A 26660-nucleotide genomic window follows, 5' to 3' on the forward strand; every position below is an offset into this window, starting at 1 on the left:
GAGCAGCTATTCGCTTACTCCGTCCGCTCGACGGAGACCATCCTGGCCTCGCGGACCGTTCCTCTGGTTCCGGCGCTGCGCAGGCAGCCAGCTTCGAAGTTCGGCCAGGCCTGCTGTGAGCAGTCGCGGCCGATCGGTCGATTGTCCAGGCGGTCCGCCTTGGCGAGCGGACGTGGCACGCTGGCTTCGACCTGAGGAGCGAAGCCGGGCAGGAGGGTGATGCCGGCAGCCACCAAGCCGGCCGCTGCGACTGCAGATAGCGCTTTGATCATGACGGTCCCCTGTCTGGGCCGTTCGGCCCGTTGTTCGTTAAGGATTTGATAATCAGTTCGGGTTTCGAGACGTCTTCGCGGAACGGGCGAATTGGTTTCGTCTCTGCGCGAGCGTGTTTCGTGTCCCGAGTTCCGATGAAACAATCGCGGTAGCCGACCACAGTTCCGGCTCCCCGGTGTCGCAGCCCATTTCATTGCGGTGCGGTCTCTCGGCCGCTCTTTGCCCATCACAGCCACGCCAGCGGGCCTGACGGCGGCTTGCCGGCCTGTTCCGGGCGGTATAGGACGGGCGCATGCAACGCATTGCGCTCTATCCGGGCTCGTTCGATCCCGTCACCAACGGCCATCTCGATGTGGTCCGGCAGGCCGTTCATCTCTGCGATCGCCTGATCGTCGCGGTCGGCGTGCATCACGGCAAGAAGCCGCTGTTCTCGACCGAGGAGCGGCTGGCGATGGCGCACGAGATCTTCGGTCCCGTCGCAGCCGCGGCGGGCTGCGGCTTCGAGGCTTCGACCTACGACAATCTGACCGTCACCGCCGCGCAAAAGGCCGGTGCGATCATGATGATCCGGGGCCTGCGCGACGGCACCGATTTCGACTACGAGATGCAGTTGGCCGGCATGAACCAGACCATGGCACCGCAGGTCCAGACGGTGTTCGTTCCAGCCTCGGTGGGTGTCCGTCCGATCGCGGCCACGCTGGTTCGCCAGATCGCCGCCATGGGCGGCGAGATCTCGCATTTCGTGCCGCCGTCGGTGGCCGAAAGTCTCAAGGCCAAGTTCAAGTGATCCTTCGGGCACCGGCCGCTTCCGGCGGTGCCTTCCTCTCCTCATCGTCTCATGTCATCGGAGTTGCCATGATCCGCGCTCTCGCCTTCGTCTTTGCTCTCGTGTTCGCATTGCCGGCGCTGGCCCAGTCGCTGCCTGCCGGCCTCGACAAGCAGAATGCCCTGGTCATCGACACCACCAAGGGCCGCATCATCATCAAGCTGCGCACCGATCTGGCGCCACAGCATGCCGAGCGACTGAAGACGCTGGCGCGCGAAGGCTTCTACAACAACGTGCCGTTCCACCGCGTCATGGACGGCTTCATGGCGCAGACCGGCGACGGCCAGAACTTCAATGGCACCGGCGGCTCGAAGTACCCGAACCTGAAGCAGGAGTTTTCGAGCACGCCGTTCAAGCGCGGCACCGTCGGCATGGCGCGTCGGGGCGATAGCGTCGATTCTGCCAACTCGCAGTTCTTCATCTGCTTCGGCGATGCGTCCTTCCTCAACGGCCAATACACCGTGATCGGCGAGGTCGTGCAGGGCATGGACGTCGTCGACAAGCTCAAGAAGGCGCCTCCGGGCTCGTCGGGCGGTGCCGTCACCGATCCGGACAAGATGGTGAAGGTTCAGGTCGCCTCGGACATCAAGTAGGCAGGCAGAGCGGGGGCATGCCCGGGTCTCGCGCCCGGGTTCCCCCGGGCCTTAAGGAACCTTTTGCCACGTCGCGGAGGCATGCCGATTCTGCCGCCCCGTCACATCGACAGGGCCGGTGGCTTCAGCTTTAAGCGCATTGGGTCTATTCTGGGCCAGCATCGCGGGCCTCGTCGTGCTCGGATTGCCGTCAGGAGGGGTGACGGCCGCACATGGGAAGGCGCCGCGACATTTCAGACCCAGGATTTGCTTTGTCCTGACCCCCGTCAATTCTACAAAAACCGAGAGACCAGAATGGCTGTGACCGAAAATACCTTGATCCTCGAGACCACTCAGGGCCCCGTCACGATCGAGATGCGTCCCGATCTCGCGCCCGGCCATGTCGCGCGCATCAAGGAGCTCGTCCGCGAGGGCTTCTACGACGGCATCGTCTTCCACCGCGTCATCGACGGCTTCATGGCGCAGACCGGCTGCCCGCAGGGCACTGGCACCGGCGGCTCCGGCAAGAAGCTGAAGGCCGAGTTCAACGCCGAGCCGCATGTTCGTGGCACCGCCTCGATGGCGCGTGCGGCCAATCCTGATTCTGGCGACAGCCAGTTCTTCATCTGCTTCGACGACGCCCGCTTCCTGGACAAGCAGTACACGGTCTGGGGCAAGGTCACCGAGGGCATGGAGAACGTCGACAAGATCAAGCGCGGCGAGCCGGTGCAGAACCCGGACAAGATCGTGAAGGCCTACATGGCCGCCGACGCGGCTTAGACTTTGCGATCCTCACGGTGAGGCGCGTGCGCAGCACGCGTCTCGCACCATGAGGCAGACAGTCGGGCCTTCATCCTTCGCGACGCGTGCTGTCGCACGCGTCCCGGGATGAAGGGCCGATGGTCGTCCCAGAACGACGATGCGCACCGACCTGTTCGATTTCCGTCTTCCCCCCGAAAACATCGCGCTCCGCCCGGCGAGCCCGCGCGAGTCCGCGCGCATGCTGGTGGTGCAAGGCGACGGTGTCCTACGCGACCGCACGGTCGCCGACCTGCCGGACTGGCTGGAGCCCGGTGATCAGCTCGTCGTCAACGACACCAAGGTGATCGCGGCGCAGCTGTCCGGTCGGCGCATCAGCCGCGAGACCGAGGCGAAGATCGAGGCGACCCTGATCAAGCGCCTCGACGGCTCGCGCTGGCAGGCGCTGGTGCGGCCCGCCAAGAAGCTCGCGCCAGGCGATACGATCCGGTTCGGCAACGAGGGCAAGGTCTGCCTGCTCGGCCATCTCGACGCCACCGTCGAGGCCAAGGGCGAGGAGGGCGAGCTGACGCTGTCCTTTGTGTTCCATGGGCCAGCGCTCGACCAAGCGATCGCCGATCTCGGCCGGCCGCCGCTGCCGCCCTACATCGCCGGCAAGCGGCCCGCAGACGAGCAGGACGCGACAGACTATCAGACCATGTTCGCGGCCAAAGAGGGCGCGGTGGCTGCGCCGACGGCTGGGCTGCATTTCACGCCGACGCTGGAGCAGCGGCTGCGCGAGCGTGGCGTCGGGCTGCAGCGTGTCACCCTGCATGTCGGCGCCGGCACGTTCCTGCCCGTGAAGGTCGATGACACCGAAGGCCACCGCATGCATGCGGAGTGGGGTAGTCTCACGCCGGACACGGCGGCCGCATTGAACGAGGCGCGCGCCAAGGGCGGCCGCATCGTCGCGGTCGGCACGACGTCGCTGCGGCTCGTGGAGAGCGCGGCGCAGCCCGACGGCACGATCGCGCCGTTCGAGGCGGAGACGTCGATCTTCATTACGCCCGGCTATCGCTTCCGCGCGGTCGATATCCTGATGACCAACTTCCATCTGCCGCGCTCGACGCTGTTCATGCTGGTCTCAGCCTTCGCCGGCTTGGAGACGATGCACGCGGCCTATGCGCATGCGATCCGCAGCGGCTATCGCTTCTATTCGTATGGCGATGCGTGCCTGTTGTTTCGTCAGCCAGACGAGCGCATCGTCGAGCCGTAGGGTGGGCAAAAGGCCCACCCTGCAAGTTCGCCCTGAGAGCTACGCCATCGCCCGCTCGGGCAGGAGCTCGGCGATCTGCACCGCATTGAGCGCAGCGCCCTTGAGCAGCTGATCGGCGGCAACGAACATCGCGATCGAGTGGCCTGACGGATCGGACAGATCCTTGCGGATGCGACCGACCAGCACGTCGTCCTGGCCGGAGGCGTCGACGGGCATCGGGAAGTAGTTCTTGGCGCGGTCGTCGACCACGCGCACGCCGGGCGCGGTCGCCAGGATGCGGCGGACGTCGTCCTCCGAGATCGGCTTCTCGCATTCGAAGTTGATGGATTCACAATGGGCGCGCAGCACCGGCACGCGGACGCAGGTGACGCCGATGGCGATGCCTTCGTCCTCAAAGATCTTGCGGGTCTCGTTGATGACCTTGGTTTCCTCGTCGTTGTAGCCGGTCTCGGGATCGATGGCGGTGTTGTGGCTGAACAGGTTGAAGGCGAACGGATGCGGCATCACCTTGGGCGCGTAGACCTGGCCGTTGAGGCTCGCGCGGGTCGACTGCACCAGCTCGTCCATCGCCGCCGCACCGGCGCCGCTGGCGGCCTGATAGGTCGAGATGATCACGCGCTTGATGCGATTCTTCTGATGGATCGGCCACAGCGGCACCAGCGCCGTGATGGCCGCGCAGTTTGGATTGGCGATGATGCCCTTGTGGTCGCGGATTCGGCGGGCGTTGATCTCCGGGATCACCAGCGGCACGTTCGGATCCATGCGGAAGGCCGAGGAATTGTCCACCACGACGGCGCCGGAGCGCACGGCGATCGGCGCGAACTTCTTGGAAATGCCGCCGCCGGCCGAGAACAGCGCGATGTCGACGCCCTCGAAGGAGCGTTCGGTCAGCTCCTCGATCACGGTGGTCTGGCCGCGGAAGGTCAGGGTCTGGCCGGCCGAGCGGGCGCTCGCCAGCGCCTTGAGCTGGCCGACGCGGACGTTGCGGCGGTCCAGGGTGGCGATGAATTCGGCGCCAACGGCGCCGGTCACGCCGACGATGGCAATGGTGGGATCGTGGGACACGTCTCAAGTCTCCGGTTGAAATTCGGGCAATAAAAAAGCCCCGGACCTTCATCAGGCGGGGCTTCGGTTCGAAGATGGTCGCAATCGAGTTCGACTACGCGCGCACGCCTCCCGAGGCCCTCGTGGGCTTGGTGGTTTTCGTCGTGCGTTTGGTCGAGATCGACATGGCGCGGGACCATAGGGGCGGTCGGAACCGCCGTCAACGGCCGAAATGGACGAAAACGGCGCCATCGCGGTTGAATCGGGGGCCATCCTGACGCAATAAGCCGGCCATGAGCTCCTCGGCCAGCGACCTTCCCAACCATTTCGAACTGCTCGGCAATGACGGCGCGGCCCGCACCGGCCGGCTGACGACGCCGCATGGCGTGGTCCGCACCCCGGCCTTCATGCCGGTCGGCACCGCCGGCGCCATGAAGGGCATCCACTGGCGCGACGTCCGCGAGGCCGGCGCCGACATCGTGCTCGGCAACACCTATCACCTGATGCTGCGGCCCACGGCGGAGCGCATCGCCGCGCTCGGCGGCCTGCAGCGCTTCACCGGCTGGGGCGGGCCGATGCTGACCGATTCCGGCGGCTTCCAGGTGATGTCGCTGTCGGGTTTACGCAAGGTGACCGAGCAGGCGGTGACGTTCCGCTCGCACATCGACGGCGCGAAAATCGAGCTGTCACCGGAGCGCGCCATCGAGGTGCAGCGCCTGCTCAACTCCGACGTCGCGATGCAGCTCGACGAATGCGTGCGGCTGCCGGCCGAGCGCGACGATATCGAGCGCGCGATGCGGCTGTCGCTGCGCTGGGCCGAACGCTGCCGCCGCGCGTTCGAGAGTGCGCCGGCAGGCTACATGCTGTTCGGCATCGTGCAGGGCGGCGATGTGCCCGCACTGCGCGTCGCCAGCGCGCAGGCGCTGGTCGACATCGGCTTCCATGGCTATGCGATCGGCGGCCTGGCCGTCGGCGAGCCGCAGGCGGTCATGCTCGAGATGATCGAGGCGACCGCGCCGGTGCTGCCGGCCGACCGTCCGCGCTACCTGATGGGCGTCGGCACGCCTGACGATCTCCTGGAGTCGGTCCGGCGCGGCATCGACATGTTCGACTGCGTGCTGCCGACCCGCAACGGCCGCCACGGCGTCGCCTACACACGCTTCGGGCCGGTGAACCTGCGCAATGCGCGTCATGCCGATGATGACAGGCCGCTGGATGAGGAGAGCCCGTGGCCGGCGGCGCGCAGCTATGCCCGCGCCTATCTGCATCATCTGATCAAGGCCGGCGAGGCGCTCGGCGCCACGCTGCTGTCGGAAATCAACATTGCCTACTTCCAGCAATTGATGGCCGGGATGCGCGCGGCGATCGCACAAGGGCGCTTCACGGAATTCTACGAGCGCACCAAGGCCGATTGGGCGGGCGGCGACATCGCCCCGCGCGCCGGCTGACGGCCGCTTCAGGTGAAGGCCGCCAGCTCGTTGTGAGCCCGGCCCTATGCGCCGGCCCTCTTGAAATTGTGCTGATCATGCATTGCCGACCTGCCCGACGGTCGCGTTATCCTTAGCGACGGAACGGCCGCGACATCACGTCGCGGAACTCTCTCGCCCTGGCGCCGTTCAGTTGCAGACCGTTCAGTTGCACACGAAGCGGCTTTTCACGGAGTGCTTGGTGACGAAGCCATAGCCGCAGGTGTCGCAGGTCCAGAGATAGCTGATCGCATTGTCAGCCAAATATGCCGACGCCTCCGCGGCAATCATGGAGTCGGAGCAGACCGGGCATGTCGGCAGATCGCAGCCGCGAGGATTCGGGCGTGCGGTTGCGGTCGACACGAGATCAGCGAGTGCTGACATATTGACCTCCTGGACGATCTCTTTGTTGGCGATCTCTGCTTGAACGACGTCAATTTCGAAAAGGGTCGATTTCGAACGAGTCGCGTTCGAACGGGTCTATTCCGACGAGTCCAACTTTCGCGGATATCAAGTCCGTCACACAAAGAGTTTGTTTGGGTGGTCTGTTCTTATGTCTATTCTACAACGGTGCTGTCGTTTGGCACGAACGCCCCGATTGTATCACTCCGAAGATGACATCTTGCTGATGTCCGCCCGGGTTGCAGTCGACCTGCACCGTGAATCTTCGTCCGGCTGAAATCAAGCATACACCGAGTTTATTGACCTTGTCGCAACACAAATGCGTTGGTTTTTCGCAATTTAGCCACGACTTGTTGTGCGCCGCGATCGTCCTAAGATCGCGCAAACGTGCTTGCGCAGCGCAACAGGCTCGCTGAAGATGGTCGGAATCGTTGTCGACGTCGCGCGGGGCGCGCAGAGGAGTGATTTCATGGAGTCGTCAGCACAGCGTCCCGGACGCGGGCGCGTATTTGATTCAATTGTCGACGCGTTCGGCAATACGCCGATTGTGCGGTTGCGAAAGCTGCCGGAGCAAAATGGCGTCAAGGCGACCATCCTCGCCAAGCTGGAATACTTCAATCCCGCCGCGAGCGTGAAGGATCGGATAGGCGTCGGCATGATCCTGGCGATGGAGCAGGCCGGCGTGATCAAGCCCGACACCGTGCTGATCGAGCCGACCTCGGGCAATACCGGCATCGCGCTGGCCTTCGTTGCTGCGGCGCGCGGCTACAAGCTGAAGCTGGTGATGCCGGAGTCGATGTCGGTGGAGCGGCGCAAGATGCTCGCGTTCCTCGGCGCCGAGATCGTGCTGACGCCGGCGTCGCAGGGCATGAAAGGCGCCATCGCCACCGCCGAGGAGCTGTTGCGGACGACGCCGAACTCGGTGATGCCGCAGCAGTTCAAGAACCTCGCAAACCCGGACATCCATCGCCGCACCACCGCCGAGGAGATCTGGAACGACACGGCGGGCAATATCGACGTGTTCGTCGCGGGCGTCGGCACCGGCGGCACCATCACCGGCGTGGGCCAGGTGCTGAAGTCGCGCAAGCCCGGCATCAAGGTGGTCGCGGTCGAGCCGGAGGAGAGCCCGGTGCTGTCGGGCGGCCAGCACTCGCCGCACAAGATCCAGGGCATCGGCGCCGGCTTCGTGCCCGACATTCTCGACCGGTCCGTGATCGACGAGATCGTCAAGATCAACAGCACCACCGCCATCGAGACCTCGCGCGCGCTGGCCCGCAACGAGGGCATTCCCGGCGGTATCTCCTCGGGCGCGGCGATTGCGGCCGCGATCGAGATCGGCAAGCGACCGGAAAGCGCGGGCAAGACGATCCTGGCGATCGTGCCCTCGTTCTCCGAACGTTATCTGTCCACCGCACTGTTCGAGGGGATCTGACCATGGCCGACCAGCCGCGGCGGCCCCGCACGCTCGCTGACGCCCGTACCGAGGCCGAGGCCGCGTTCAAGAAGGTGACCACCAAGCCGGTGGAGGCGCCGCCGAAGAAGGCGGCGGTTCCTGGCGTGCGCGAGCAGGTGACGTTGCGGATCGACCAGGACGTTCTCGAGCACTTTCAGTCCGAAGGGCCGGGCTGGCAGGACCGCATCAATGCGGCGCTGCGCAAGGCGGCAGGGCTCTGAGGGCCGGCTGCATTCTAACGAACAAGCCCGGAGCTCGTGCTCCGGGCTTTTTTTACGCGGGAAAGACGAAGACGTTTACCGGCGGAGCGCGCTGCCGAGCACACCGCCCATCATGCCACCGATGAAGGCGGCGCCGGCGGCGTTGCCCGCGTTGTCCTGCGGCGGCGGATTGCGATAGACCGGCGCACCCTGCGGCGGCGGGCCGCCGGCCGCGACGTTGCCCGCCGGCTTGGCGCGGCGCGGCCTGGCCTCATCGCCGACTGCGGCGGTCGCCGGCGCCGGCTGCGGCTCTGCCAGCAGCGCCTTGTGCTGCAGCTTGGTCAGGAATCCGGTCGACGGATAGCCTCGGGCCGCCTGCCAGCGCTTCATGACGCCGCGGGTCTGGTCGTCGAACACGCCCGTCATCTTGGTGTCGAAGCCAAGACCGGTCAGCCGCCGCTGCACGTCGCGGCGCTTGGTCTTGTCGAGGCCGATCTGATCCTCGCTGACCTGAGTGCCTTCCTCGGTGTAGGTGGCGGGATCGACGCCCTTGGCGACGTTGCGGGTGGCGGTGTTGATGGCCCCGCTCTCGATCGCGGCGATGCGCGCCATCGCCAGCGACTTGAACTGCCCGTTCGGGTAGGTCGAGAGATAGGCGTTGAGCTCTTCCGGCTTGTTGGAGTCCTTCACCGAGCGCCAGAATTCGAGCTCGGCTTCGCCTGCGGTCACGGTGGCCGTCGCGACGGCCGGCGTCGTGCCGGCCGTGGCGGCCGTTGCAGCGGGGGCAGCCGCCGGGTTGAGGTAGACCGCGCCGATCAGGTTGGTATGCCCCCAGGGCAATTGGCCCTTGCTGGTCTCCTCATTGACCTGGGCGCGCACGGCGGTCATGGCCTGCTGAATCTCGACGCCGGGCTGGGCGATGTGCGAGATCAGCGCGCGGGTGAACGGGCTGTTGGCGCCGGCCTCGCCGTCGAGGGCGGTCTGGCCCGGGCCGGTGGCGAACGCGATCAGCGTGCCCTCGCCGGACTTCATCTCGGCCAGACCGGTCTGCACCGACACGCTGCGGGTTGGCGAGTTCGACTTGATCTTGGCGGCGAACGGATTGTCGCGGCAGGCATCGAGGAACACCAGCTTGACCTTGGCGTCCCCCATCGTCTGGTCGAGCGTCACGTCGATATTGATGGCTGAGCCCAGCTTGACGTCCATTTCCGACTTCAGGTCGGCGTCGACCGGCAGCAGGTAGTTGGTGCCCGCAATGGCGATGCCGTGCCCGGCGTAATAGAACACCGCGATGTCGGCGCCCTGCGCCTTGCGACCGAAATCGAGCAGCTTCTCGGTCATCTTGTCGCGCGTGAGATTGGTGCCCTCGACGACGTCGAAGCCGACGTTGCGCAGGGTGGCCGCCATGGCCTTGGCGTCGACCGGCGGGTTCGGCAGTTGAGCCACGCTCTTATAGGCGCCGTTTCCGACGACGAAGGCGACGCGGCGGTCGGCCTTGGCGGCTTCAGCGGTCAGCACCATGCAGAGCAGGGACAGGGCGACGGTGAGATAGCGCATCAGGAGATCCCCCAACGATCAAGCGAAGCGTTCACTGCAGCATTTGTCGCGGATCGGCGCGAAAAGTCTTGTTCCCGGGCAAAAAATCACGCTTCCGCCACAAACCAGTTCGCGGGTGTTGCGCCCGATCCACGACGATCGCGTGTAGCGCGCCGGTTCCGTGATCCGGATCACGCCGCTTGAGGGCTCCCCGGCGCCTCAGGTCCCAGCCGAACTGCCCATCGGCACGGCCCGAGGCTGCGGCGGACGCAGGTTCAGCAGGTTTCCGGCGAGAATCAACGCAGCGCCGACCACGGTCAATCCGTCGAGACGCTCCGCATAGACCAGCCAGCCGACGGTGGCGGTCAGCGGAACGCGGAGAAAATCCATGGGCACCACGATGGTGGCGTCGGCGTAGAGCAGCGCCCGCGTCATGCAGAAATGCGAGAAGGTCCCACAGAAGGCGACGAGGAGGATCCAGCCCCAGGTCGCGGCCGAGGGCGGCGTCCAGAATACGAGCGAAGGGATGAGGCCGGCGATGGATTGCACCACCAGCATCCAGAAGATGATCGACACGGTGGGTTCGGTGCGCGTCAGCAGCTTGACCAGCGCGATCGAGATACCGAAGCCGACCGCGGCGGCCAGCGCGATGAGCTGTCCCGGATTGATCGCCCCGGTATCCGGGCGGACGATCACGACGACGCCGACGAGGCCGAGCCCGATCGCCGCCAGCTTGAACAGGGTGATGCGCTCGCCGAGGAAGGCCGCCGCCAGCAGCGCCGTCCAGATCGGCATCGTGAACTCGATTGCCACCACCTGGCCGATCGGGATCAAGGTGAGCGCGAAGAACCAGCCAAGCTGCGCGCCGTAATGGACGAGGTTGCGCGCCGCGTGCTGCTTGAGGCGCGAGGTGCGCAGCCTGGCAAAGCCGCCGCTAAATGCGATGACCGGCGACAGCATCACCAGGCCGATCAGGCAGCGCAGCTCCATCAGCTCGAACACGTTGAGCTCGCGCATGGCTTCGCGTCCGGCCACCGCCATCACCAGCATCAGGCTGAGCCAGCCCGTCATCCACAGTGCGGCGATCAGTTTCGAAGCGGGACGATTCATGAGGTGGCGGGGAGAGGGAGGAGGGCGGCGAAGGCGGGCTGTATCACCTCGCGTGCAGAGCAATGCAAATGAAATCAACGGTGCAGTGCACCAACGCCGCTGCAGGCTTTGCTCGCGACGGACGCGTGTCATCGAGAAAAACGTGGAGTGTGGCTGTGTTTCGTCCTAAAGCGACCGCCGCGATACAGCCCAAGGCAGCCAGAGACACGACATGACCGAACGCGCCGCTTCAGCCGACTTCGTGACCGCCTTTGCCACCGGCTGGCCGGAGCGGGAGCCTCATCTCATGGTGCTGTCGCTGACCACCCATAAAGGTGTGCAGGACTTCGCCATGACGCGGGAGCAGGCGCTGCTGGTCGCCAAGACCATCAAGCGCACCGCCGCGCAGCTTGCTCCGGCGCCCTCCGCAGGTGCAATCCCCGGCGCCAAGCGTGGCGGTTGATCGAGATCACCGCGACAGTGAAATGTTGGCTGCGCGGAACTGGCTGTCGGCCCGGATCGACACGGACTGCCTCTTGCCGCGGGTGGCGAGCGCGATGTTGGCGTTGAAGCCGGCGGTGGTCGCGAGCAGCTGGAAGTTGCCGCCGCCGCCACGGCCCTGCAGCACGCCATTGATGCCGCGGCTGGTCTCACTCCAGGTCCCCGAGATGGCCGAGCCCTCGGCGATCACCTCGGCCTGCAGCCCGAACTTGTAGGCATCGCTTGCGCAGGTCAGGACGAGCGTCATCCGCGGTCCCGAGACGCCGTAATTGGCCCGGCACCGGATACGCTCGGTTGAGCCGTCCTCAAGGGCAACCGTGCCGCTGCCGCCCCACGTTCCGGCCATGCCGGTGAAGGGGCCCGGATCGGCGTGTCCCGGCGAGGCGGTCATACCCGCTGTCAAAACGACGGCGGCGGCCGCGGCCCGCCGCACCATCTTCAGGAGCGTGTGCGCGCCGTTACAGGCGCGAAGCCTGCCAGCGGCCGCTACAGGGGATGCCGGCCGAGGCGCCGTTCCACTTGCCCGAGCCAGAATTGCCGTTGAGCTGCCCATTCGCATATGCGCCATTGATGGAGACCTTGACGAGGCCTTCGCGTCCAATCGAACCCGACACATTGGCGCCAGCCGCAGAAATCTTACCGTCTGCGACGATCAAGGTCGAGCTGGCCGTGGGCTCGCAGCTGCCACTGTTGGTGACGATCGTCACCTGCCACTGACCGTCATAGGGCGACTGGGCGAATGCGGGGGCGGCCGAGCTACCCACCAGGATCGACGCGGCGAAAGCCATTCCAATGCGGTCGAGACGCATGAATCGTTGTCCCTCAATGTCGTTTGATTGGTACCTTATTTGGAGGAATTGTGACGAAAATTTGCCGCAGCGCCGCAACGAATTTTTATCGAGCAATTTCAGTCCATTAACGATTAATGCGGAACCCGGCTTTGAGCCATTCGGGCGGCATTGTGCGCAAACTGCGCCTTCGCCCACCACATGAGCGGACGACCGCCCACATCCTTCCGCTGACCGCCCATGCTGCCGTTCGCAGGGCACCGCGAAGGCGCCAGCGGGGAGGATGTCCACAACTTATCGGGGCGATGCGATCAGATGTTCAGTGCGGGGTGAGGCTGGGCGCGTTGGTCGCGAACTGCTCGTCCTGCGGCTTGGCCGGAATCGTGCCGGTCGCCTTGGCCGATTCGACGACATCGCCGAGCAACTTGAGCCCGAGCGGTGCGAGAGCGCGCTCCCACAGCTCGCGCGCGGTCTCGCCCTTCTTGACGAAGCACCATTCCTGGGCGGCGATGGCGCCGGCATCCATGCGGTCGGCGAGGTGGTAGATGGTGCCGCCCGCGATCGGATCGCCCTCCTTGATGGTCCACTCCACTGCGGCGATGCCCCGGTGGCGCGGCAGCAGCGAGGGATGGTAGCCGATGCCGCCGAGCCGGGCGGCTGCGACGGCCTCGTGGGTGACGCGGGCGTGGCTATGTGCCGTGACGATCAGGTCCGTGTCGGGGGCGATCTCACCGGCGGGCACGACCTTCGGATTGGCCTGGACCACGACCTCGATCCCGGCTGCTCGCGCCGCGGCTGCGAGCCGGTCCTCGCCATCATGAACGACGACCCGCGCGATCTCGATTCCTCTCTCGCGCAGCATGTTCAGTGTGGCGACACCGAAATGGCGGGAGCCGACGAGAGTGATGCGCATGGTCAGGGATCTTCCACGGTTGGGGGCTGGATCCGGTCGGGCTCTGACCGGATGAAACGGGTCAAACCAAGCCTTGGCCTCCAGGTCAAGCGCCTGCTGGGCCGTCGTCACAGTCTGGCTTCGTCCGGCCGGTGGAGGCGCTGGGGGGATTCAAACGGGAAAGGAGAAAGCTGCTGCGAGCCAGAGTTGGGCGGGCGCTTCAACCTCGCCGAATGCCGTGGGGCGCCATCAAGGTGCAGGCCGAGATGACCGTGGCGGATGACACACCCTCGTTGGGACCGGCGTCAGCATCAGATGGACCGCGAGGCAGGACCGATACCCGAAACTCGCCGAAAGGTTGTGTCCGGACCGGTGCCGCATCGCGGCATGCCCGTCGACAGGCCTCAAACCCCTTAGGAGCGAACTATCAATTGAACTGATAAGGACGACCGAAGGTGCTATCCTGGTGGCTCATGGGTTCGATCTGGCCGGTCTGCGAACGCAATTCGCCTCAGCCAATGGCTGAGTGGATAGATAAACCTTTGATTGTGTAATTAGTTGTCGGTCTGCGTATTAAAACTGACGCTTCTGCATATGACGAAGATAATTTCTTAAAGGCCACGGAGCACAATGCTCCGGCCGCTCCGCCGCGCGGCCGGATAGCCGGGTGCCGCGCCTGTCACCAATCCCTGGGCAACAGCACCCGGTTATTTGCCGGCGGTCATGTGGATTCCGGCGGCGGAAGGTCGATGCCGAGGGCTTCGCAAAGCGGTCCGAGATGTTTCTCGTAGCGGCGCCAGCTTCCGATCGACCGGCGGTAGATCGGCTCGCGCACCTGCATCAGGCTCGCCGTGCGCACCATGCGCTCGGTGCGATGGAAGTCGAGGCAGGCATCCTCCCAGTCGAGGCCGCAATGATCGAGCACGCGGCGCGACACGCCCTCGAGGTCGTCGACCAGATCCTCGTATCGAACGTCCATCAGGACGCCGGGCGGCAGCACCTGGTGCCAGTGTTCCATCACGCCCTCATAGCCCCGGTAGTAGTGGCCGAGCTCGGTCAGGTCGTAAGCAAAGGGCTGTGAGCCGGTGAACAGCAGCGAGTAGCAGGAAACGCAATTGTCGAGCGGGTCGCGCCGCGTGTTGATGATCCTGGCGCGCGGGAACGCCGCATGGATCATCCCGACGAACAGGAAGTTCAGCGGCATCTTGTCGACGATGCGCTCGGCCTCGGGCGCCAGCGTCCGAACGCGGGCGGTGTACTCCTGACCGATCTTCGTCATCTCCTCGGGTGGCAGCAGCGTGATCAGATCGGGATACGCCGGAACGATCTTCTGGCGGTTGGCGCATTCGCCGACGAGATCCTTGAAGGTCTCGAGCTCGCCCGCGCCGAAGACCTTGGAATGGCTGGCCAGCACCTGCTCCATCAGGGTGGTTCCTGAGCGCGGCATGCCGACGATGAAGATCGGGGCCCAGGAGTCGTCGCCGTGCCCTGCAACCATGCGAAAGAACTCGGGCGTGAAGCGCGCCGCGACATTTTTCATCATCCCGAGCCGCTGCTCGGAGTCGTAGTCGAAGGTCTTGCGCTTGAGGGTGTTCGCCTTGTGCAGATGCGAGAATGCCTGGTCGTAGTCCTTCAGGTCGGACAACGCCTTGCCCATCGCGAAATGGGCTGCGATCTGCTTCTCCTGATCGAGCCGGTCGACGCGTTCGAGGAGCTGCCGCAGACCAGGAAGCCGGCTGTCGTCCGGCTTGAACTTCGACATGTTCGCGAGATTGAGATGGATCGGCGCGTCGTCCGGCGCCAGCTCCAAGGCATTCTGGAACGCCGCCGTCGCCTCGTCGAAGCGGCCGAGCGCCTGGTAGGCGACGCCGAGATTGTTGTAGGAGCCGAAGCGTTCCGGCTTGATCTTGATGGCCAGCAGGTTCTGCTCGATCGATTCCTCGAGCCGGTTGAGCTCAAGGAAGGCATTGCCGAGATTGCCATAGGCGTCGGCATAGTCGGGCCGGCTCGCGATCGCCCGCTTGTAGTGCTCGATGGCGCGCTCGCGATGGCCCTGGCGCAGCAGCACGTTGGCGATGTTGTTGTGGGTCTCGGCGTGTTCAGGACTGAAGTCGAGAACCTTGAGATAGTGCTTCGCCGCCTCGATGTCCTTGCCCGCCGTATAGAGCAGGTTGCCGAGCGCAAAATGCGCATCGAGGTGCTGCGGCTTGTTGTCGATCGCCCGCCGGAGCAGGGCCATCGCCTCGTCGATCAGCCCCTGGTTCTGGCGCACCATGGCGAAGGCATAGAGGATGCCGGCGTGGCTCGGCGCCAGCGCAAGTGCCGTCTCGTAGTGCTGGACGGCCGTCTCATAATGGCCGGCGGAGGCCTCGACGGCTCCGATGCTGCCATGGGCCTCGGCGGACTTGTCGTTCACCGCGACCGCGCGCCGGAAGAACTCCTTGGCCTCGTCGAGCCGGTTGGTGGTGGTGCAGACCATGCCGAGCCCGACCAGCGCGTCGAACTGGTTCGGCTGCCCCGCGAGGATCAGCTTGAAGATCGTCTCGGCATCCTTGAAGTCACCGCGGCCTTGCAGCTTCTTTGCCACGGCGGCGGCGCCTTCGGCCAGAGTCTGCAGCGATCCGGCCTGCTGCGAAGCGAAGGAAAGCGATGCTGTCGTCGGCGTCACCACGGGCGGAGCGACGTTCACCGGCTGGGGCGGCTTGGCGCCCGCGATCGCCTCGGCAATCGTCGGCCGCACGGCCTCGCTGCCGAGCGCATCGAGCAGCGGCTTGAGCCGGTCGCCATACATGCGCCAGCGGCCGACCGATCCGGAGAACAGCGGCTTACGGACCTGGACCAGGCTGGCGGTGTTCACCGGACGCTCGTTCTCGTGGAACGACAGGCAGGCGTCATCCCAATCGAGCCCGCAATGCGCAACGATCTTGCGGGCATGCGCATCGAAGTCGCGCACCATGTCCTCATACGTCACCTCCAGCATGACGCCCTCTGGCAGCACCGAGCGCCAATGGCTCATCAAGGCGTCGTAGGCCCGGTAGTAGCGGCCGAGCTCGGCCAGATCGTAGGCGAAGGGCTGCGGCTCGGCGAACAGTTGGGTGTAGCAGGACAGGCAGGTGTCGATCGGATTGCGCCGCACGTGAATGATCCGGGCATTCGGCAGCGCGAGATGGATCAGCCCGGCGAACAGGAAGTTCGACGGCATCTTGTCGACGATGCGCTTGGTGTCCGCCGGCAGGTCCGTGAACCGGTCGAGATAGGCGTGCGCGAGGGTCGTGATGTCGGCGTCGGACAGCTTGGCGAGCATCTCCGGATAGTCACCGCGGTCACGATCGGTGAACAGCCCCGCGGCGGCCGCGAAATAGTTGACCTCGCCGGCGCCATGCACGGCGGAATGGCTGGCGAGGAGCTGCTCGACCAGGCTGGTGCCGGACCGGGGCATGCCGATGACGAACACCGGCGCGTGCGATGGATCGCCATGGCCTGCGCGCGCCTGTAGCATGTCCCTGGAGAACACCGCGCGGATGCGCTCGATCTGGCGCAGCGTCTGGTTCTCGTCATAGTTGATGCGGCGGCGCTCGAGAGCGTTGCCGGCGTTGAGGTGCACCAGCGACCGTTCGCCGTCCTTGATGTCGGCATAAGCCCGCCCGAGGGTGAAGTGCAGGGCGATGCGCGCATCCTCGGTGAGTGTCTCCGATCTCGCGGCCAGATCCTGCAGAGGTGCCCAGCGCGCGTCGTCGACCGCGAACGGCTTGACCACGCCGTAATTGAGGTGCGTGCCGATACTGCGCGGGTTGACAGCCAGGGCCGATTCATACGCGAGCGCCGCCTCGTCGAGCCGCCCCAGGATCATCAGCACGCCAGCGAGATGGTTCATCGTCGTGGCATCGCGGGGATCGTGGGCGAGGGCGGTTCGATAACTCGCGACGGCGTCCTCGTAGCGCTGGATGTCGCGCAGCGCATCGCCGCGGTTGCGGTGGGCGACGGCATAGTCGGGGCGCCGGCGCACCGCCTCGTCGTAATGCGCGAGCGCCAGGTCGTGCTTGCCGCGCGATCGCAGCGCATTGGCGAGGTTGTTATGGGCCTCCGGGAAGTCCGGCCGCGCGGCGATGGCACGCTCGTAATGGAAGATGGCGGCAGGGCCGCTCTTCATCTCCAGGTGCAGATTGCCGAGATTGTAGTGCGCCTCTGCGAGCCGGGGGTTCAGGGCAAGGGCCTGCTGATAGGTGTGGATCGCGGCGTCGAGCTGACCGGTGGCCTGCTGACAGCCGCCGATGTTGAGCAGCACGACCGGCGCGTTGGGCTGGATCGCGAGCGCCCGCGAGTAGTGGACAATGGCTTCCGAGTGCCGCCCAAGCATGCGGCAGGCGTCGCCGAGGCTGGCGGCGGCTGCGGCGAAATCCGGCCGCGCGTCGAGTGCGGCCTCGTGATGCGCGAGCGCGCGCTCGTACTGGTCGAGGCGCTGCAAGGCAAAGCCGAGCGCCTGGTGTGCATCGGCGCTGCCCGCGTCCGCGGCCAGCAACAGCTCCAGATGCCGAACCGCGCCGGCAGGATCGCCGAGGCTGGTGAGCGCGCTGCCGAGCAGAAGCCTGGCCTCGGTCGAGGTCTCGTCGAGCGCGACGGCGCGCTGCAGATGCGCGCTCGCTTTGGCGAGGTCGCCGAGGCCTGCAAAGGACTTGCCGAGCGACAGGTGCAGATCCGCGGCGTCACCGGCTTCCTCTGCGGCCTGGTCGAGCAGGTCGCGTGCCTCATGTGTGTCGCCGAGCTGCAGGCGGACCATGGCGAGGCTACACAGGGTGCGGAAATGACGGGGCTGAAGCGAAAGAACCTTCCGGTAGGCCTGCTCGGCGATGCGCAAGGCTTGATCATTGAGCGCGGCCGCCGACGGCTGTCTGCCGTCGGACGCTGCGGGGACGAGGCGGGGACGGAAGGCGACGGCGAGCTCGTTCATGATGGCAACTTGCTGAATGTTCGACGAATGCCGTTGTCGAGGCGGATTGAAGCGAAACGGAGGCTTAGGCGAGGCCGATCGCAAACGGTCGGCTAGAACCCTTCGAGCAGCGGATGGAGCTTGTCCGGCCACGTGCAGCGTCGATGGCCGGTGCTGCCACAACGCAACGAGCCGGCGTAGACCCAAGGGGGTCTGCGCCGGCCAATGTTGGTCAGGTTGCTGAAGGCGTCAGCCCCACATGTGGTGCATCGCGTGGTGGTGGGACATGTCCGGACCGCTCGAGGCCGCTGCCGCCGTTGCGGCCGTGGCCGCGGCTGCCGCCGTGTGGTGGCTGCTATGATGGCTGTGGTGGCCGCCGCAGTGATGCGTCGTGGTGGTGTTGTTGCCGCCGGTGGTTCCTCCGCCGGCCGTTCCACCGCCCGTCGTGCCGCCACCGGTCGTCCCACCACCCGTGGTGCCACCGCCCGCAGTGCCGCCTCCGGTGGTGCCACCACCGGTCGTGCCACCTCCGCCCATGCCGCCGCCGGGCGTGGTCGTGCTCGTAGGCGTTCCGCCCGTGCCGTTGGCGATGTTCGGATTGGCGCCCGCCGGCATGCCGGTGCCCTGGGCAATGCCATTGACCGCAGTCGCTGTCACGAAGCTCGTCGCTGAGGTCACGTAGGCCGATCCGCCGATCGCGATGTTGTTGCCAGCAATGTCTCCGGCATTGCCGATGTAGTTCGCGGCGGCAGCCTTCAACATCGCCTGATCGGTCGCCAGGGCTGCACCCGTGTCGCCGTTCATGATGCCCATCAATGCCTTGGTGGCCATGATGGTGTCAGACTGTAGAGCTCCGGCGGCGAGCTCGTCGTCGAACCGTCCCTTGAACACCGCCCCCTGCGCCGCATCGAACGCGGCGCCAAAGTTCTGGTAGTTCGTGATCTGGTCGATCAGGGCCTGTGACGCCGTACCTGTTCCATTTGCGACCGCAACCAACTTCGCACCCAGCGTATTGCCCTCGGCGAGGAACGACGCCCAGAAATTGGTCTGCGCCTGATTATCCTGGAACTTCGTGACGGTCCCGGTCAGGCCGCCGGGCATTTCGGAGAACCCGCCGATGTGACCAGGCGCGCCGGTGCCGCCCGCCGCTGCGTTGAGCGCCGCGTCGTTCTGAAACACGTCGATCATGTCGACGATGTTGTCGGCGGAGCCGCGCAGCGCCGTCGGATTGGCCATCGTCTCGGCGACATCGTATTTGTTCAGCTGAAGGTTTGCTTGGCTGAGCAGCGTCATCAGGTGAAGTGTCGTCGTTTGGGCCGCAACGGCGGTTTCACCGGCTTCAATCGCAGCGAGCTTCGCGGGGTCATTCAGGATCGCCTGAAGGCCCTGCGTCACGGCCGTAAAATCAGCCTGGATCTGGTTGATGTTGTTGGCGCTCATGCCGCCCAGCGAAAGGTCAGCGGCGGCATTGAACACCGTTCCGATGGCGGTCAGGTCGCCCGCGGCCGCTGCAGCGAGATTGGTGGCGCTGTCGTTGCCGGCGGGAAGGCTCTGGAACGCCACGTCCATGGCACCCGTGTTGGCCAGGAAGGGAACGTTGTTGAGCGCGGCCGAGAGATGCGCGTCACCCTGGATCTGCGCCAGGATCTGCATCTGCACGTTGTGGATGGTCTGGTCGGCCTCGGCGAGGGTCGCCGGGTTGGTCGTGTTGGGTGCGGCGTTGATCAGCGTCGTGATCTCGTTCGAGACCTGGGTGAGCACCGCGGTGTCGGTCGCGTTGAGCGTGAATGCTTTGCCGCCGATCGTGACATCTCCGGGATTGGCAAGCATCGCGTTGATGTCGTTCTGCACGGCATGCAGGTCTGTGGTGTAGCTGCCGAGGAACGGGTTGGAGTTGCCGCTGTTCTGGGGCGTCGAGAACAGGCCGGTCGAGATGCGAACCGCGTCGTTGAACACGACGCCGGCCTGGACGAGGTCGGTCGACGGGTTGAGCGCAGAGGCGCGAACCAGCAGATTGGACGTGCCATTCGCCAGCGCCGTCGGGTTGAAGGTATTGGCTGCCATTGATCATCTCCCCAAGTTTCAACCCGGCGTCTGCTGCTTGGCGTATCGGCAGCACGCGGGCGTTGATCGGGCAGCGACGTCTCGTTCGCTCCTTCGCGGAACGGGCGAAATGTCGCAGCCTCAGAGCACCTGGGAATTATTTGCTCCAATGGGGCCAAAAGAAGCGCCGCGGAGTCCTCAAATATGATGTTGTTCGGGCAAATGGCTCCTGTCGCAGCCGGGTCACGGCGACGGTCGGAAGCTTACTAACTCGTTGATTTCTGTCGTGGCATCCCCGCAACATCGTCGCTCAGCGGCGCTTCGACGCACGGTCCAGACAAGAAGTTGCCCCGATCTTGCGACCGGTCACCGATCTCTCCTTAGAAAAGTTCCAGCGTGACGAGCCTCCGCGGTGCGGAACGGAACGTGCATCTTTGTTGATCTTCCGAGGCCTCCTTCTTCAACGCGTGTCGTCTCGCCCGGCTCATTGTCCTTCTCATTTCCCCCGGGAGCACTGCGCGAGTGGACCTCATCTGCTTGTGCTCCCGGGTATCCGTATCCCAGCCGCAGCGGCTGCTGCGGCTGCCTCGTCAACCCCACATGTGATGCATCGCGTGGAGATGCGACATGTCGGGCCCGGCAGCCGCGGCCTGGCTCATATGCGCGCCCTGGCTTTGATCGTGATGATGGTGATGATCGCTGTGATGCGTGGCGTTGCTGCCGTTGTTGGCCGTGGTACCCGTCGACGTGCCGCCAGCCGCCGTTCCGCCAGCCGCCGTTCCGCCAGCCGCCGTTCCGCCGGTCGACGTGCCTCCGTTCGCCGCGGTGCCACCGGCTGCAGCGCCACCGGCGGCGGTGGTTCCTGCCGCAGCAGTGCCGCCGGTGCCGTTGGCCAGGTTCGGTGTCGCGGTGACCGGAATGGTGCCGTGCGCGGTCCCCTTGATTGAGGTCGCCGCCGAGACCGTCGTGGCCGTCCCAACATAGGTGCCGCCATTGACCGGAATGTTGTTGCCGGAGACGTCCATGGCGTCGGCGGCAAAGCCCTGGCCGGCCGCGGCGACCATCGCCTTGTCTGCCGCAAGTGCCGCGCCGGTGTCGCCGTTGAGGATGCCTTGCAGGCCCTTGACCGCGTTGGCGGTGTCGGCTTCGAGCGTGCCGCTGAGCAGTTCGTTGTCGAACCGACCCTGGAACACGGCCCCCTGGGCGGCGTCGAAATTGGCGCCGAACTGCTGGTAGTTCTGGATCTGCGTGATCAGGGCCGCGCTCGCCTGCGCACCGCCGGTCGAGATTTTCTGCAGCGTGGCGTTGATGGTGTTGGCCTCGGCCAGGAATGCGGCCCAGAAATTCGTCTGTGCCTGGTTGTCCTGGAATTTGGTGACCGTCCCTTTGAGCCCGCCCGGATCCTCGGCAAAGCCGCCCGCATGGCCGGCGTTGCCGTTGCCACCTGCCGCCATGTTGAGGTTGGTGTCGCCCTGGATGATGTCGATGATGTCGAGCAGGTTGTCGGCCGTGCCGCGGAGAGCGGCCTGATTGCCGGTGGTCGCAGCCTGATCATACTTGCCCAGCTGCAGGTTGATCTGGCCGAGCGCCGTCTGCAGATGGATCGTCGTCAGCGCCGCGGCGTTGGCAGTCTCGCCAGCCTCGATCTGCGCGAGCTGGGTCTTGTTGTTGAGGATGGCCGTCAGTCCGTGCTGGACGGCGGTGAAGTCCGCGGTCACCTCGGCAAGGTTACCGGTGTTGATGCCGCCCGAGGCGACCTCGACGGCCTTGTTGAAGACCAGACCAACGTCCTTCAGGCTGTTGCCGGCGGTAGCGGCGGCAAGACTCGCCGGATCGTCCGCGCCCGCGGGCGACGTCTGGAAGGCGACGTCCTGGCCGCCGGTATTGGCGAGGAAGGGGACGTTGTTCAACGCGTTCGCCAGATGCGCGTCATTGTGGATTTCGCCGAGGATTTCCTGTTGCAGCGCGTGGATCGTCTGGCTTGCCGCTGCCGATGTGCTGGCGTTGGCGAACTGTCCCGCCGCCTGCAGCAGTGTGCCCAGTTGCCCCTCGACATTGGTCAGCACCGCCGTGTCGGTCGCGTTCAAGGCGAAGGTCTTGCCGCCGAGCGTGACCTGACCAGGGTTGGCCAGCATCGCCGCAATATCGGTCTGCACCGCCGTGATGTCGGCCTGGTAGCTGGTGAGGAAGGCCGGCGAGTTGCCGCTGTTGGCGAGGCTGAAGAGGCCGAGCGAGGCGCGCACCGCGTCGTTGAAGACGACGCCAGCCTGCACCAGGTCGGTCGAATGCTGGATCGCCGTGGCACGGGTCAAAAGGTTCGACGTGCCGTTGGCAAGCGCGGTCGGGCTGAAATTCACCGGCGTGGCGCCGCCAGCCGGCGGCGTCGACGATGAGCCGCCGGTGCCGTTGGCAATGTTCGGGGTTGCCGTGACCGGGATCGTGCCCTGGGCGAGTCCGTGCACCGACGTGGCCGTCGAGACCGTGGTCGCCGAGCCGACATAGGTCGCGCCGCCGATGGCGATGTTGTTGCCGGAAACGTCCATGGCGTCGGCCGCGAAGCCCTGGCCGGCCGCGGCGAGCATCGCCTTGTCCGCGGCAAGCGCAGCGCCCGTATCGCCGTTCAGGATGCCTTGCAGGCCCTTCACCGCGGCCGCCGTGTCGGCTTCGAGCGTGCCGCTCAGAAGCTCGTTGTCGAAGCGGCCACGGAAAACGTTGCCTTGCGCGGCATCGAAATTGGCGCCAAATGCCTGATAGTTCTGGATCTGGGTGACCAGTGCGGCGCTGGCCTGCGCTCCGCCGGTTGCGATCTTCTGCAGGGTCGCGTTGATGGTGTTGCCTTCCGCCAAGAAGGCGGCCCAGAAATTCGTCTGCGCCTGGTTGTCCTGGAACTTGGTGACCGTGCCGGTCAACCCGCCCGGATCCTCCGCGAACCCGCCGGCATGGCCCGGCATGCCGTTGCCGCCCGCGGCCTTGTTCAGATTGGCGTCGTTCTGAATGATGTCGATGCTGTCGAGCAGATTGTCCGCCGTGCCGCGCAGCGCAGCCTGATTGCCGGTTGTTTCCGCCTTGGCATACTGGTTGAGCTCGAGATTGATCTGCCCGAGCACCGTTTGCAGATGGATGGTCGTGAGCGCGGCCGCGTTCGCCGTTTCGCCATTCTCGATCTGGGCAAGCTGGGTCTTGTTGTTGAGGATCTTGGTGAGACCTTGCGAGATCGCGGTGAGGTCGTTCGTTACCTCCTGCAGGTTCGCGGTGCTGATGCCGCCGGAGGCGAGGTCGACGACCTTGTTGAAGACGAGGCCGACATCCTTCAGCGTGTTGCCTGCGGTCGCTGCGGCCAAGGTCGCCGCATCATCGGCACCGGCCGGCGTGTTCTGGAAGCCGACGTCCTGGCCGCCGGTGTTGGCGAGGAAGTTGACCTTGTTGAGCGCGCCGGACAGATGCGCGTCGCCGTTGATCTCCTGCAGGATCTCCTGCTGGACCGCGTGCAGGGTCTGATCCGCGGCTGTGATCGTCGCAGCATTCGTGGTCTGCGGTGCGGCCGTGAGCAGCGTCGAGATCTGCGCCTGCACGTTGGTGAGAACGGCGGTGTCGGTCGCATTCAGCGTGAAGGCCTGGCCGCCCAGGGTCACCTGGCCGGGATTTGCGAGCATCGCGGCGATGTCGTTCTGTACGGCGTGGAGATCGGTCGTGTAGCTGCCGAGGAACGGGTTCGAGTTGCCGCTGCCTGCCTGCGTGAACAGGCCGAGCGAGGCGCGCACCGCATCGTTGAACACCACGCCGGCTTGGACGAGGTCGGTCGACATCTTGAGCGCTGAGGCGCGCACCAGCAGGTTCGACGTTCCGTTGGCCAGCGCCGTCGGGTTGAAGGTGTTATTCGCCATAGATCATCTCTCCCCAAGTTCATCCGACGCCCGGCAGGGCCCCGTACCGAAACTGGCCGGACGATGCGGAAGCGCATCGGCCCTGCGTCGGACGTGCTGCGCCGCGCCTCACGCCCGTGCGCCGCTGTGTCGCGCGCTTTTCTGACGCGCGCTACTTTGTCGCACCTCGCTATATGCTCGGAGCAATCGGGCCAAAAAAGGCGTGGGGGAGTCCGCAAATATGTTGTTCTCGGGACATCGCGGATCTGTGACAGATGTGCCGCGATCGCGTGCCAAGTGATTGATTTCTGGCGGCAAGCAGCAAATGCGGGGTACGGCGATCGGGCGCGAATTGCATGTTGTCGTCAAGATGCTGCCTGCATCTCGCCGGTGAGTGGCCGGTCTCCGGAGATCAGACGCAGGGTTGGTCTGATGCGCTTAAGGCTGCCCAGCGACGAGGGCGCGCGGCATTGTCGCAGCGCGATTGTTGGAAAAACGCCACGATGGATCGTCTGTCCGGGGGAGTGAGAGGCGAACGCGCCTGGGCGTATCGGCCGACCTCGCCGTGCGCCGTTCAGGACGGCGGCGCGGCCTGACGCTGTGCCAGGAGCGCAGTCCTGATCTTCTGCAGCAGTGTGGTGTAGAGCTGATTCCAGGCCGGGTCATTCTGCCCGTTCGCGTCCAGCCCTTGCTTGGTCAGGCCCAGGCTGATCCGGTAGACGGCGAGCGCGCCGTCGATGTTGCCGAGTGGAATGAAGGCATCGCCCAGACTCTGGTAGGAATTTGCAAGCGCCTGCTGCAGCGACGGATCGTTGGCGACCGTGTTGGCGAGGTGGGTGATCAGCGCGGTATTGGCGCGACGCTGCTCGAAGGCTTCGGCATGGCGGCCCTGGGCGGCGAGCACGTCCGCCAGCAGAGCGTGGCACCACGCGAGGTCGCGCTCAAAGCTGAGATTGCCGCGGTGAGCTGCGGTCAGCTTCCGGATGATGGCGAGGCTGGCGGAATAGGCGGCATGCGCAGCCTCGAGGTTTCGCTGAACGAACAACACGGCGCCAATGCGGTTCAAGGCGACCGAGAGGTTGCGTTGAAACCCGGCGTCGTCCGGATTGGCTGCGGTCAGGTACCTGACGATGGCGATGCTCTGCTTGTAGTTCTGCAGCGCGCCCATGAGATCGCTCGCGGTGGCTGCGCGATCGCCTTCCGCGATGCCGGCGGCAGCCTGATCCAGCAGCCTGCCGGCGGCGACCGTGACGCCGACTGCAAGGCCCCCGCGGGCAACGTCGCCGCACGGTCGCGCCAGCAGTGCTGCGAGCGCGACCGGTTCGTCGCTCTCGACGGATTCCGGCGCAGACTCTGCCCTCGAGGTTCGATGCCGATCAAAGGACGCAGGCGCCGCCTGCTGCTGAGAGGTGCGCGGTTGCGGATACAATCCCTGTCCGAATCCGGGAATTCGGCGCAACATGCCCTCGACCTGCGCGGCCGTGATCAGGCGCGTGCATTCGAACTGTCGGGACGTGCCCTGCCATCGCGGGCACCACAGAAAGTCCTCATGGTCGAAGCGATGACTGGCATCATTCCAGCAACTGTTGCAGGCGTGATGGTTGATGACCCGATAGGGGGTCGCAAACTCGTTGGTCGGGTGGGTGAAGCCGCTGATCAGCACGACCGGAGTGCCGACCGCCCAGGCCAGCCATGACAACCCCGAGGAAAGGCCGATGAAGAATGCGGCATGCTTGAGCCAGCGGGCACGCTCGGGCAGCGGCCGGTCGCCGGTCTGATCCTCGGCTGCGGCGGGAATTTGCGTCCGGTAGGCGCCGTGGCTGCGCTCCGCGGTCTGATCGATGCAGATCACGCGATAGCCGGTCGCGCGGAGGAAGGCCACGATGCTCTGCCAGCCCTCGGGATTGTTCCAGTGCTTGCACGCGGTCGTTGCCTGCATGGCGATGCAGACATAGGGGTCCTCGATGGGACGGCTGTCTTCGCTCAACGCGACGCGAGGTGGACGCTCGGCCGGATCCACGCCGAGAATGTGAGCTGCGGTCCGATGCAGGCCGACCTGCCGGAAATCACAGGGCTGATGGACCAGCTCGGCATCGTCGAAGAACAGCCCGACCGAGTAGGTTGCGTAGTATCGCTCCGGCTGGACCGTCTCGTGGCTGAGGAATGCGATGTCAGGGTAGGCGTCGCGGAACAGCGGGATCAGCGGCTCGCCCATCGCACAGCTCAGGCGGCACCGATGCAGGTCCTTGAACTTCACTGCATAGCTCATCCAGCCGATGATGTCGCCGATCGTGCCGACCGGGAATTGGATCAGGACGTCGCGGTCGGTGGCGTCATAGTCGTGGCACAGCAGCAGCTCGGGCCCTGACCACACTTCGAGCCTGAACGGGACAAAGTAGCGTTTGCTGCTGTTGACGTGCCCAGAACGCAGGTCGATGTCGAACAGGACGTTGGCGGTCTCGAGATCGCTCAATCGGACGTGCCAGGCGTGTCCGGTGTCGGGCAGCATGACACGACAGCCGTCGTTGAAGTCGAAGCGCAGCCCCTGGGGACCCTCCTGGGTCGGCACGGCCGCTGGCGGCGGCAGTCGCGGCTTGCGTGCGTGATCAGACGCCTCGGTGCGGGCGCCGGGCTGGGCGGACGGTAACGCACTTGCCGGCACCATCGCCGGGTCTGAGGTGCGGGGAAAATTTGCAACGTTCATGTCGAGGTGCCGACGCGGTCTGCGTTCATTCGTGAGCGATGACGCCGACCGCGGCCGTTCGGTCTTG

The 26660-nt window shown here is 65.5% G+C and carries 20 protein-coding genes; 8 read left to right on the forward strand and 12 right to left on the reverse strand.

Annotated features, from left to right (window positions below):
• Positions 1 to 14 precede the first annotated feature (14 nt).
• Entirely contained in the window at positions 15 to 272 is a 258-nt protein-coding gene (locus tag ACQR13_RS20590; RefSeq protein WP_434841149.1) for a hypothetical protein, read from the reverse strand.
• A 293-nt stretch (positions 273 to 565) separates the two neighbouring features.
• Between ACQR13_RS20590 and coaD the strand changes: the two genes are divergently transcribed.
• The 4 genes from coaD to queA all read left to right on the forward strand — a co-directional run bounded on the left by coaD (position 566) and on the right by queA (position 3685).
• Positions 566 to 1060 carry a pantetheine-phosphate adenylyltransferase gene (gene coaD / locus ACQR13_RS20595; RefSeq protein WP_315827550.1) on the forward strand — a complete coding sequence of 165 codons (495 nt, stop codon included), beginning with the start codon at positions 566 to 568 and terminating at the stop codon, positions 1058 to 1060.
• A gap of 68 nt (positions 1061 to 1128) precedes the next feature.
• Positions 1129 to 1692 (forward strand): peptidylprolyl isomerase, encoded by a 564-nt coding sequence (locus ACQR13_RS20600; protein WP_315711771.1) that lies wholly within the window; start codon positions 1129 to 1131, stop codon positions 1690 to 1692.
• 294 nt (positions 1693 to 1986) lie between these two features.
• Entirely contained in the window at positions 1987 to 2451 is a 465-nt protein-coding gene (locus tag ACQR13_RS20605) for a peptidylprolyl isomerase (RefSeq protein ID WP_315799860.1), read from the forward strand.
• Between the two features lie 139 nt (positions 2452 to 2590).
• On the forward strand, positions 2591 to 3685 hold the full coding sequence (gene queA, locus ACQR13_RS20610; RefSeq protein WP_315751039.1) for a tRNA preQ1(34) S-adenosylmethionine ribosyltransferase-isomerase QueA: 1095 nt from the start codon (positions 2591 to 2593) through the stop codon (positions 3683 to 3685).
• Between the two features lie 39 nt (positions 3686 to 3724).
• Here queA and ACQR13_RS20615 read toward each other — a convergent pair whose 3' ends face one another.
• Positions 3725 to 4750, reverse strand: a complete 1026-nt coding sequence (locus tag ACQR13_RS20615; RefSeq protein WP_316192965.1) for an aspartate-semialdehyde dehydrogenase — start codon at positions 4748 to 4750, stop codon at positions 3725 to 3727.
• A gap of 272 nt (positions 4751 to 5022) precedes the next feature.
• On the opposite strand from ACQR13_RS20615, the gene tgt reads away from it, so the two are divergent.
• Positions 5023 to 6177, forward strand: coding sequence for a tRNA guanosine(34) transglycosylase Tgt (gene tgt, locus ACQR13_RS20620; RefSeq protein ID WP_315751041.1), 1155 nt, complete (start codon positions 5023 to 5025; stop codon positions 6175 to 6177).
• Between the two features lie 183 nt (positions 6178 to 6360).
• Here tgt and ACQR13_RS20625 read toward each other — a convergent pair whose 3' ends face one another.
• A complete protein-coding gene (locus ACQR13_RS20625) occupies positions 6361 to 6579 on the reverse strand; it encodes a hypothetical protein (RefSeq protein WP_315751042.1) in 219 nt (72 codons plus the stop codon).
• A 487-nt stretch (positions 6580 to 7066) separates the two neighbouring features.
• Between ACQR13_RS20625 and cysK the strand changes: the two genes are divergently transcribed.
• Positions 7067 to 8029, forward strand: coding sequence for a cysteine synthase A (cysK, locus tag ACQR13_RS20630; RefSeq protein ID WP_315751043.1), 963 nt, complete (start codon positions 7067 to 7069; stop codon positions 8027 to 8029).
• A 2-nt stretch (positions 8030 to 8031) separates the two neighbouring features.
• Positions 8032 to 8271 (forward strand): BrnA antitoxin family protein, encoded by a 240-nt coding sequence (locus tag ACQR13_RS20635; RefSeq protein WP_315711784.1) that lies wholly within the window; start codon positions 8032 to 8034, stop codon positions 8269 to 8271.
• Between the two features lie 75 nt (positions 8272 to 8346).
• Here the strand turns inward: ACQR13_RS20635 and ACQR13_RS20640 are convergent, their stop codons facing one another.
• Together ACQR13_RS20640 and ACQR13_RS20645 are read right to left on the reverse strand one after the other, a co-directional pair.
• On the reverse strand, positions 8347 to 9807 hold the full coding sequence (locus ACQR13_RS20640; protein WP_315711785.1) for a caspase family protein: 1461 nt from the start codon (positions 9805 to 9807) through the stop codon (positions 8347 to 8349).
• A 198-nt stretch (positions 9808 to 10005) separates the two neighbouring features.
• On the reverse strand, positions 10006 to 10896 hold the full coding sequence (locus ACQR13_RS20645; RefSeq protein ID WP_315751044.1) for a DMT family transporter: 891 nt from the start codon (positions 10894 to 10896) through the stop codon (positions 10006 to 10008).
• 211 nt (positions 10897 to 11107) lie between these two features.
• Here ACQR13_RS20645 and ACQR13_RS20650 point away from each other — a divergent pair, with 211 nt between their 5' ends.
• Positions 11108 to 11338: a hypothetical protein gene (locus tag ACQR13_RS20650; protein WP_315711788.1), complete on the forward strand. Its 231-nt coding sequence runs from the start codon at positions 11108 to 11110 to the stop codon at positions 11336 to 11338.
• A 6-nt stretch (positions 11339 to 11344) separates the two neighbouring features.
• On the opposite strand, the gene ACQR13_RS20655 is transcribed toward ACQR13_RS20650, so the two are convergent.
• The 7 genes from ACQR13_RS20655 to ACQR13_RS20685 form a co-directional block, all read right to left on the reverse strand.
• Positions 11345 to 11812: a hypothetical protein gene (locus ACQR13_RS20655; protein WP_409977878.1), complete on the reverse strand. Its 468-nt coding sequence runs from the start codon at positions 11810 to 11812 to the stop codon at positions 11345 to 11347.
• Positions 11813 to 11834: 22 nt separating this feature from the next.
• Positions 11835 to 12185, reverse strand: coding sequence for a hypothetical protein (locus ACQR13_RS20660; protein WP_315751045.1), 351 nt, complete (start codon positions 12183 to 12185; stop codon positions 11835 to 11837).
• Positions 12186 to 12483: 298 nt separating this feature from the next.
• Positions 12484 to 13077, reverse strand: coding sequence for a formyltransferase family protein (locus ACQR13_RS20665; protein WP_315711792.1), 594 nt, complete (start codon positions 13075 to 13077; stop codon positions 12484 to 12486).
• Between the two features lie 700 nt (positions 13078 to 13777).
• Positions 13778 to 18004, reverse strand: a complete 4227-nt coding sequence (locus ACQR13_RS20670) for a sulfotransferase (RefSeq protein ID WP_316192964.1) — start codon at positions 18002 to 18004, stop codon at positions 13778 to 13780.
• A gap of 228 nt (positions 18005 to 18232) precedes the next feature.
• A complete protein-coding gene (locus ACQR13_RS20675; RefSeq protein WP_315827555.1) occupies positions 18233 to 20047 on the reverse strand; it encodes a hypothetical protein in 1815 nt (604 codons plus the stop codon).
• A 569-nt stretch (positions 20048 to 20616) separates the two neighbouring features.
• The gene (locus tag ACQR13_RS20680; RefSeq protein WP_315711795.1) at positions 20617 to 23910 is read right to left on the reverse strand and encodes a beta strand repeat-containing protein; all 3294 of its coding nucleotides are present in this window, start codon (positions 23908 to 23910) and stop codon (positions 20617 to 20619) included.
• 553 nt (positions 23911 to 24463) lie between these two features.
• Entirely contained in the window at positions 24464 to 26593 is a 2130-nt protein-coding gene (locus ACQR13_RS20685; protein WP_434863146.1) for an autotransporter strand-loop-strand O-heptosyltransferase, read from the reverse strand.
• Positions 26594 to 26660: the final 67 nt, after the last annotated feature.

The sequence above is a fragment of the Bradyrhizobium sp. HKCCYLRH3059 genome, assembly GCF_051168035.1.
GTDB lineage: Bacteria > Pseudomonadota > Alphaproteobacteria > Rhizobiales > Xanthobacteraceae > Bradyrhizobium.

What these genes read in the sequence shown, in the direction of transcription:
- ACQR13_RS20590 (WP_434841149.1), bottom strand. Translation starts at nt 272, where the DNA reads ATGATCAAAGCGCTATCTGCAGTCGCAGCGGCCGGCTTGGTGGCTGCC.
- coaD (WP_315827550.1), top strand. Translation starts at nt 566, where the DNA reads ATGCAACGCATTGCGCTCTATCCGGGCTCGTTCGATCCCGTCACCAAC.
- ACQR13_RS20600 (WP_315711771.1), top strand. Translation starts at nt 1,129, where the DNA reads ATGATCCGCGCTCTCGCCTTCGTCTTTGCTCTCGTGTTCGCATTGCCG.
- ACQR13_RS20605 (WP_315799860.1), top strand. Translation starts at nt 1,987, where the DNA reads ATGGCTGTGACCGAAAATACCTTGATCCTCGAGACCACTCAGGGCCCC.
- queA (WP_315751039.1), top strand. Translation starts at nt 2,591, where the DNA reads ATGCGCACCGACCTGTTCGATTTCCGTCTTCCCCCCGAAAACATCGCG.
- tgt (WP_315751041.1), top strand. Translation starts at nt 5,023, where the DNA reads ATGAGCTCCTCGGCCAGCGACCTTCCCAACCATTTCGAACTGCTCGGC.
- ACQR13_RS20625 (WP_315751042.1), bottom strand. Translation starts at nt 6,579, where the DNA reads ATGTCAGCACTCGCTGATCTCGTGTCGACCGCAACCGCACGCCCGAAT.
- cysK (WP_315751043.1), top strand. Translation starts at nt 7,067, where the DNA reads ATGGAGTCGTCAGCACAGCGTCCCGGACGCGGGCGCGTATTTGATTCA.
- ACQR13_RS20635 (WP_315711784.1), top strand. Translation starts at nt 8,032, where the DNA reads ATGGCCGACCAGCCGCGGCGGCCCCGCACGCTCGCTGACGCCCGTACC.
- ACQR13_RS20640 (WP_315711785.1), bottom strand. Translation starts at nt 9,807, where the DNA reads ATGCGCTATCTCACCGTCGCCCTGTCCCTGCTCTGCATGGTGCTGACC.
- ACQR13_RS20645 (WP_315751044.1), bottom strand. Translation starts at nt 10,896, where the DNA reads ATGAATCGTCCCGCTTCGAAACTGATCGCCGCACTGTGGATGACGGGC.
- ACQR13_RS20650 (WP_315711788.1), top strand. Translation starts at nt 11,108, where the DNA reads ATGACCGAACGCGCCGCTTCAGCCGACTTCGTGACCGCCTTTGCCACC.
- ACQR13_RS20655 (WP_409977878.1), bottom strand. Translation starts at nt 11,812, where the DNA reads ATGGTGCGGCGGGCCGCGGCCGCCGCCGTCGTTTTGACAGCGGGTATG.
- ACQR13_RS20660 (WP_315751045.1), bottom strand. Translation starts at nt 12,185, where the DNA reads ATGCGTCTCGACCGCATTGGAATGGCTTTCGCCGCGTCGATCCTGGTG.
- ACQR13_RS20665 (WP_315711792.1), bottom strand. Translation starts at nt 13,077, where the DNA reads ATGCGCATCACTCTCGTCGGCTCCCGCCATTTCGGTGTCGCCACACTG.
- ACQR13_RS20670 (WP_316192964.1), bottom strand. Translation starts at nt 18,004, where the DNA reads ATGAACGAGCTCGCCGTCGCCTTCCGTCCCCGCCTCGTCCCCGCAGCG.
- ACQR13_RS20675 (WP_315827555.1), bottom strand. Translation starts at nt 20,047, where the DNA reads ATGGCAGCCAATACCTTCAACCCGACGGCGCTGGCGAATGGCACGTCC.
- ACQR13_RS20680 (WP_315711795.1), bottom strand. Translation starts at nt 23,910, where the DNA reads ATGGCGAATAACACCTTCAACCCGACGGCGCTGGCCAACGGAACGTCG.
- ACQR13_RS20685 (WP_434863146.1), bottom strand. Translation starts at nt 26,593, where the DNA reads ATGAACGTTGCAAATTTTCCCCGCACCTCAGACCCGGCGATGGTGCCG.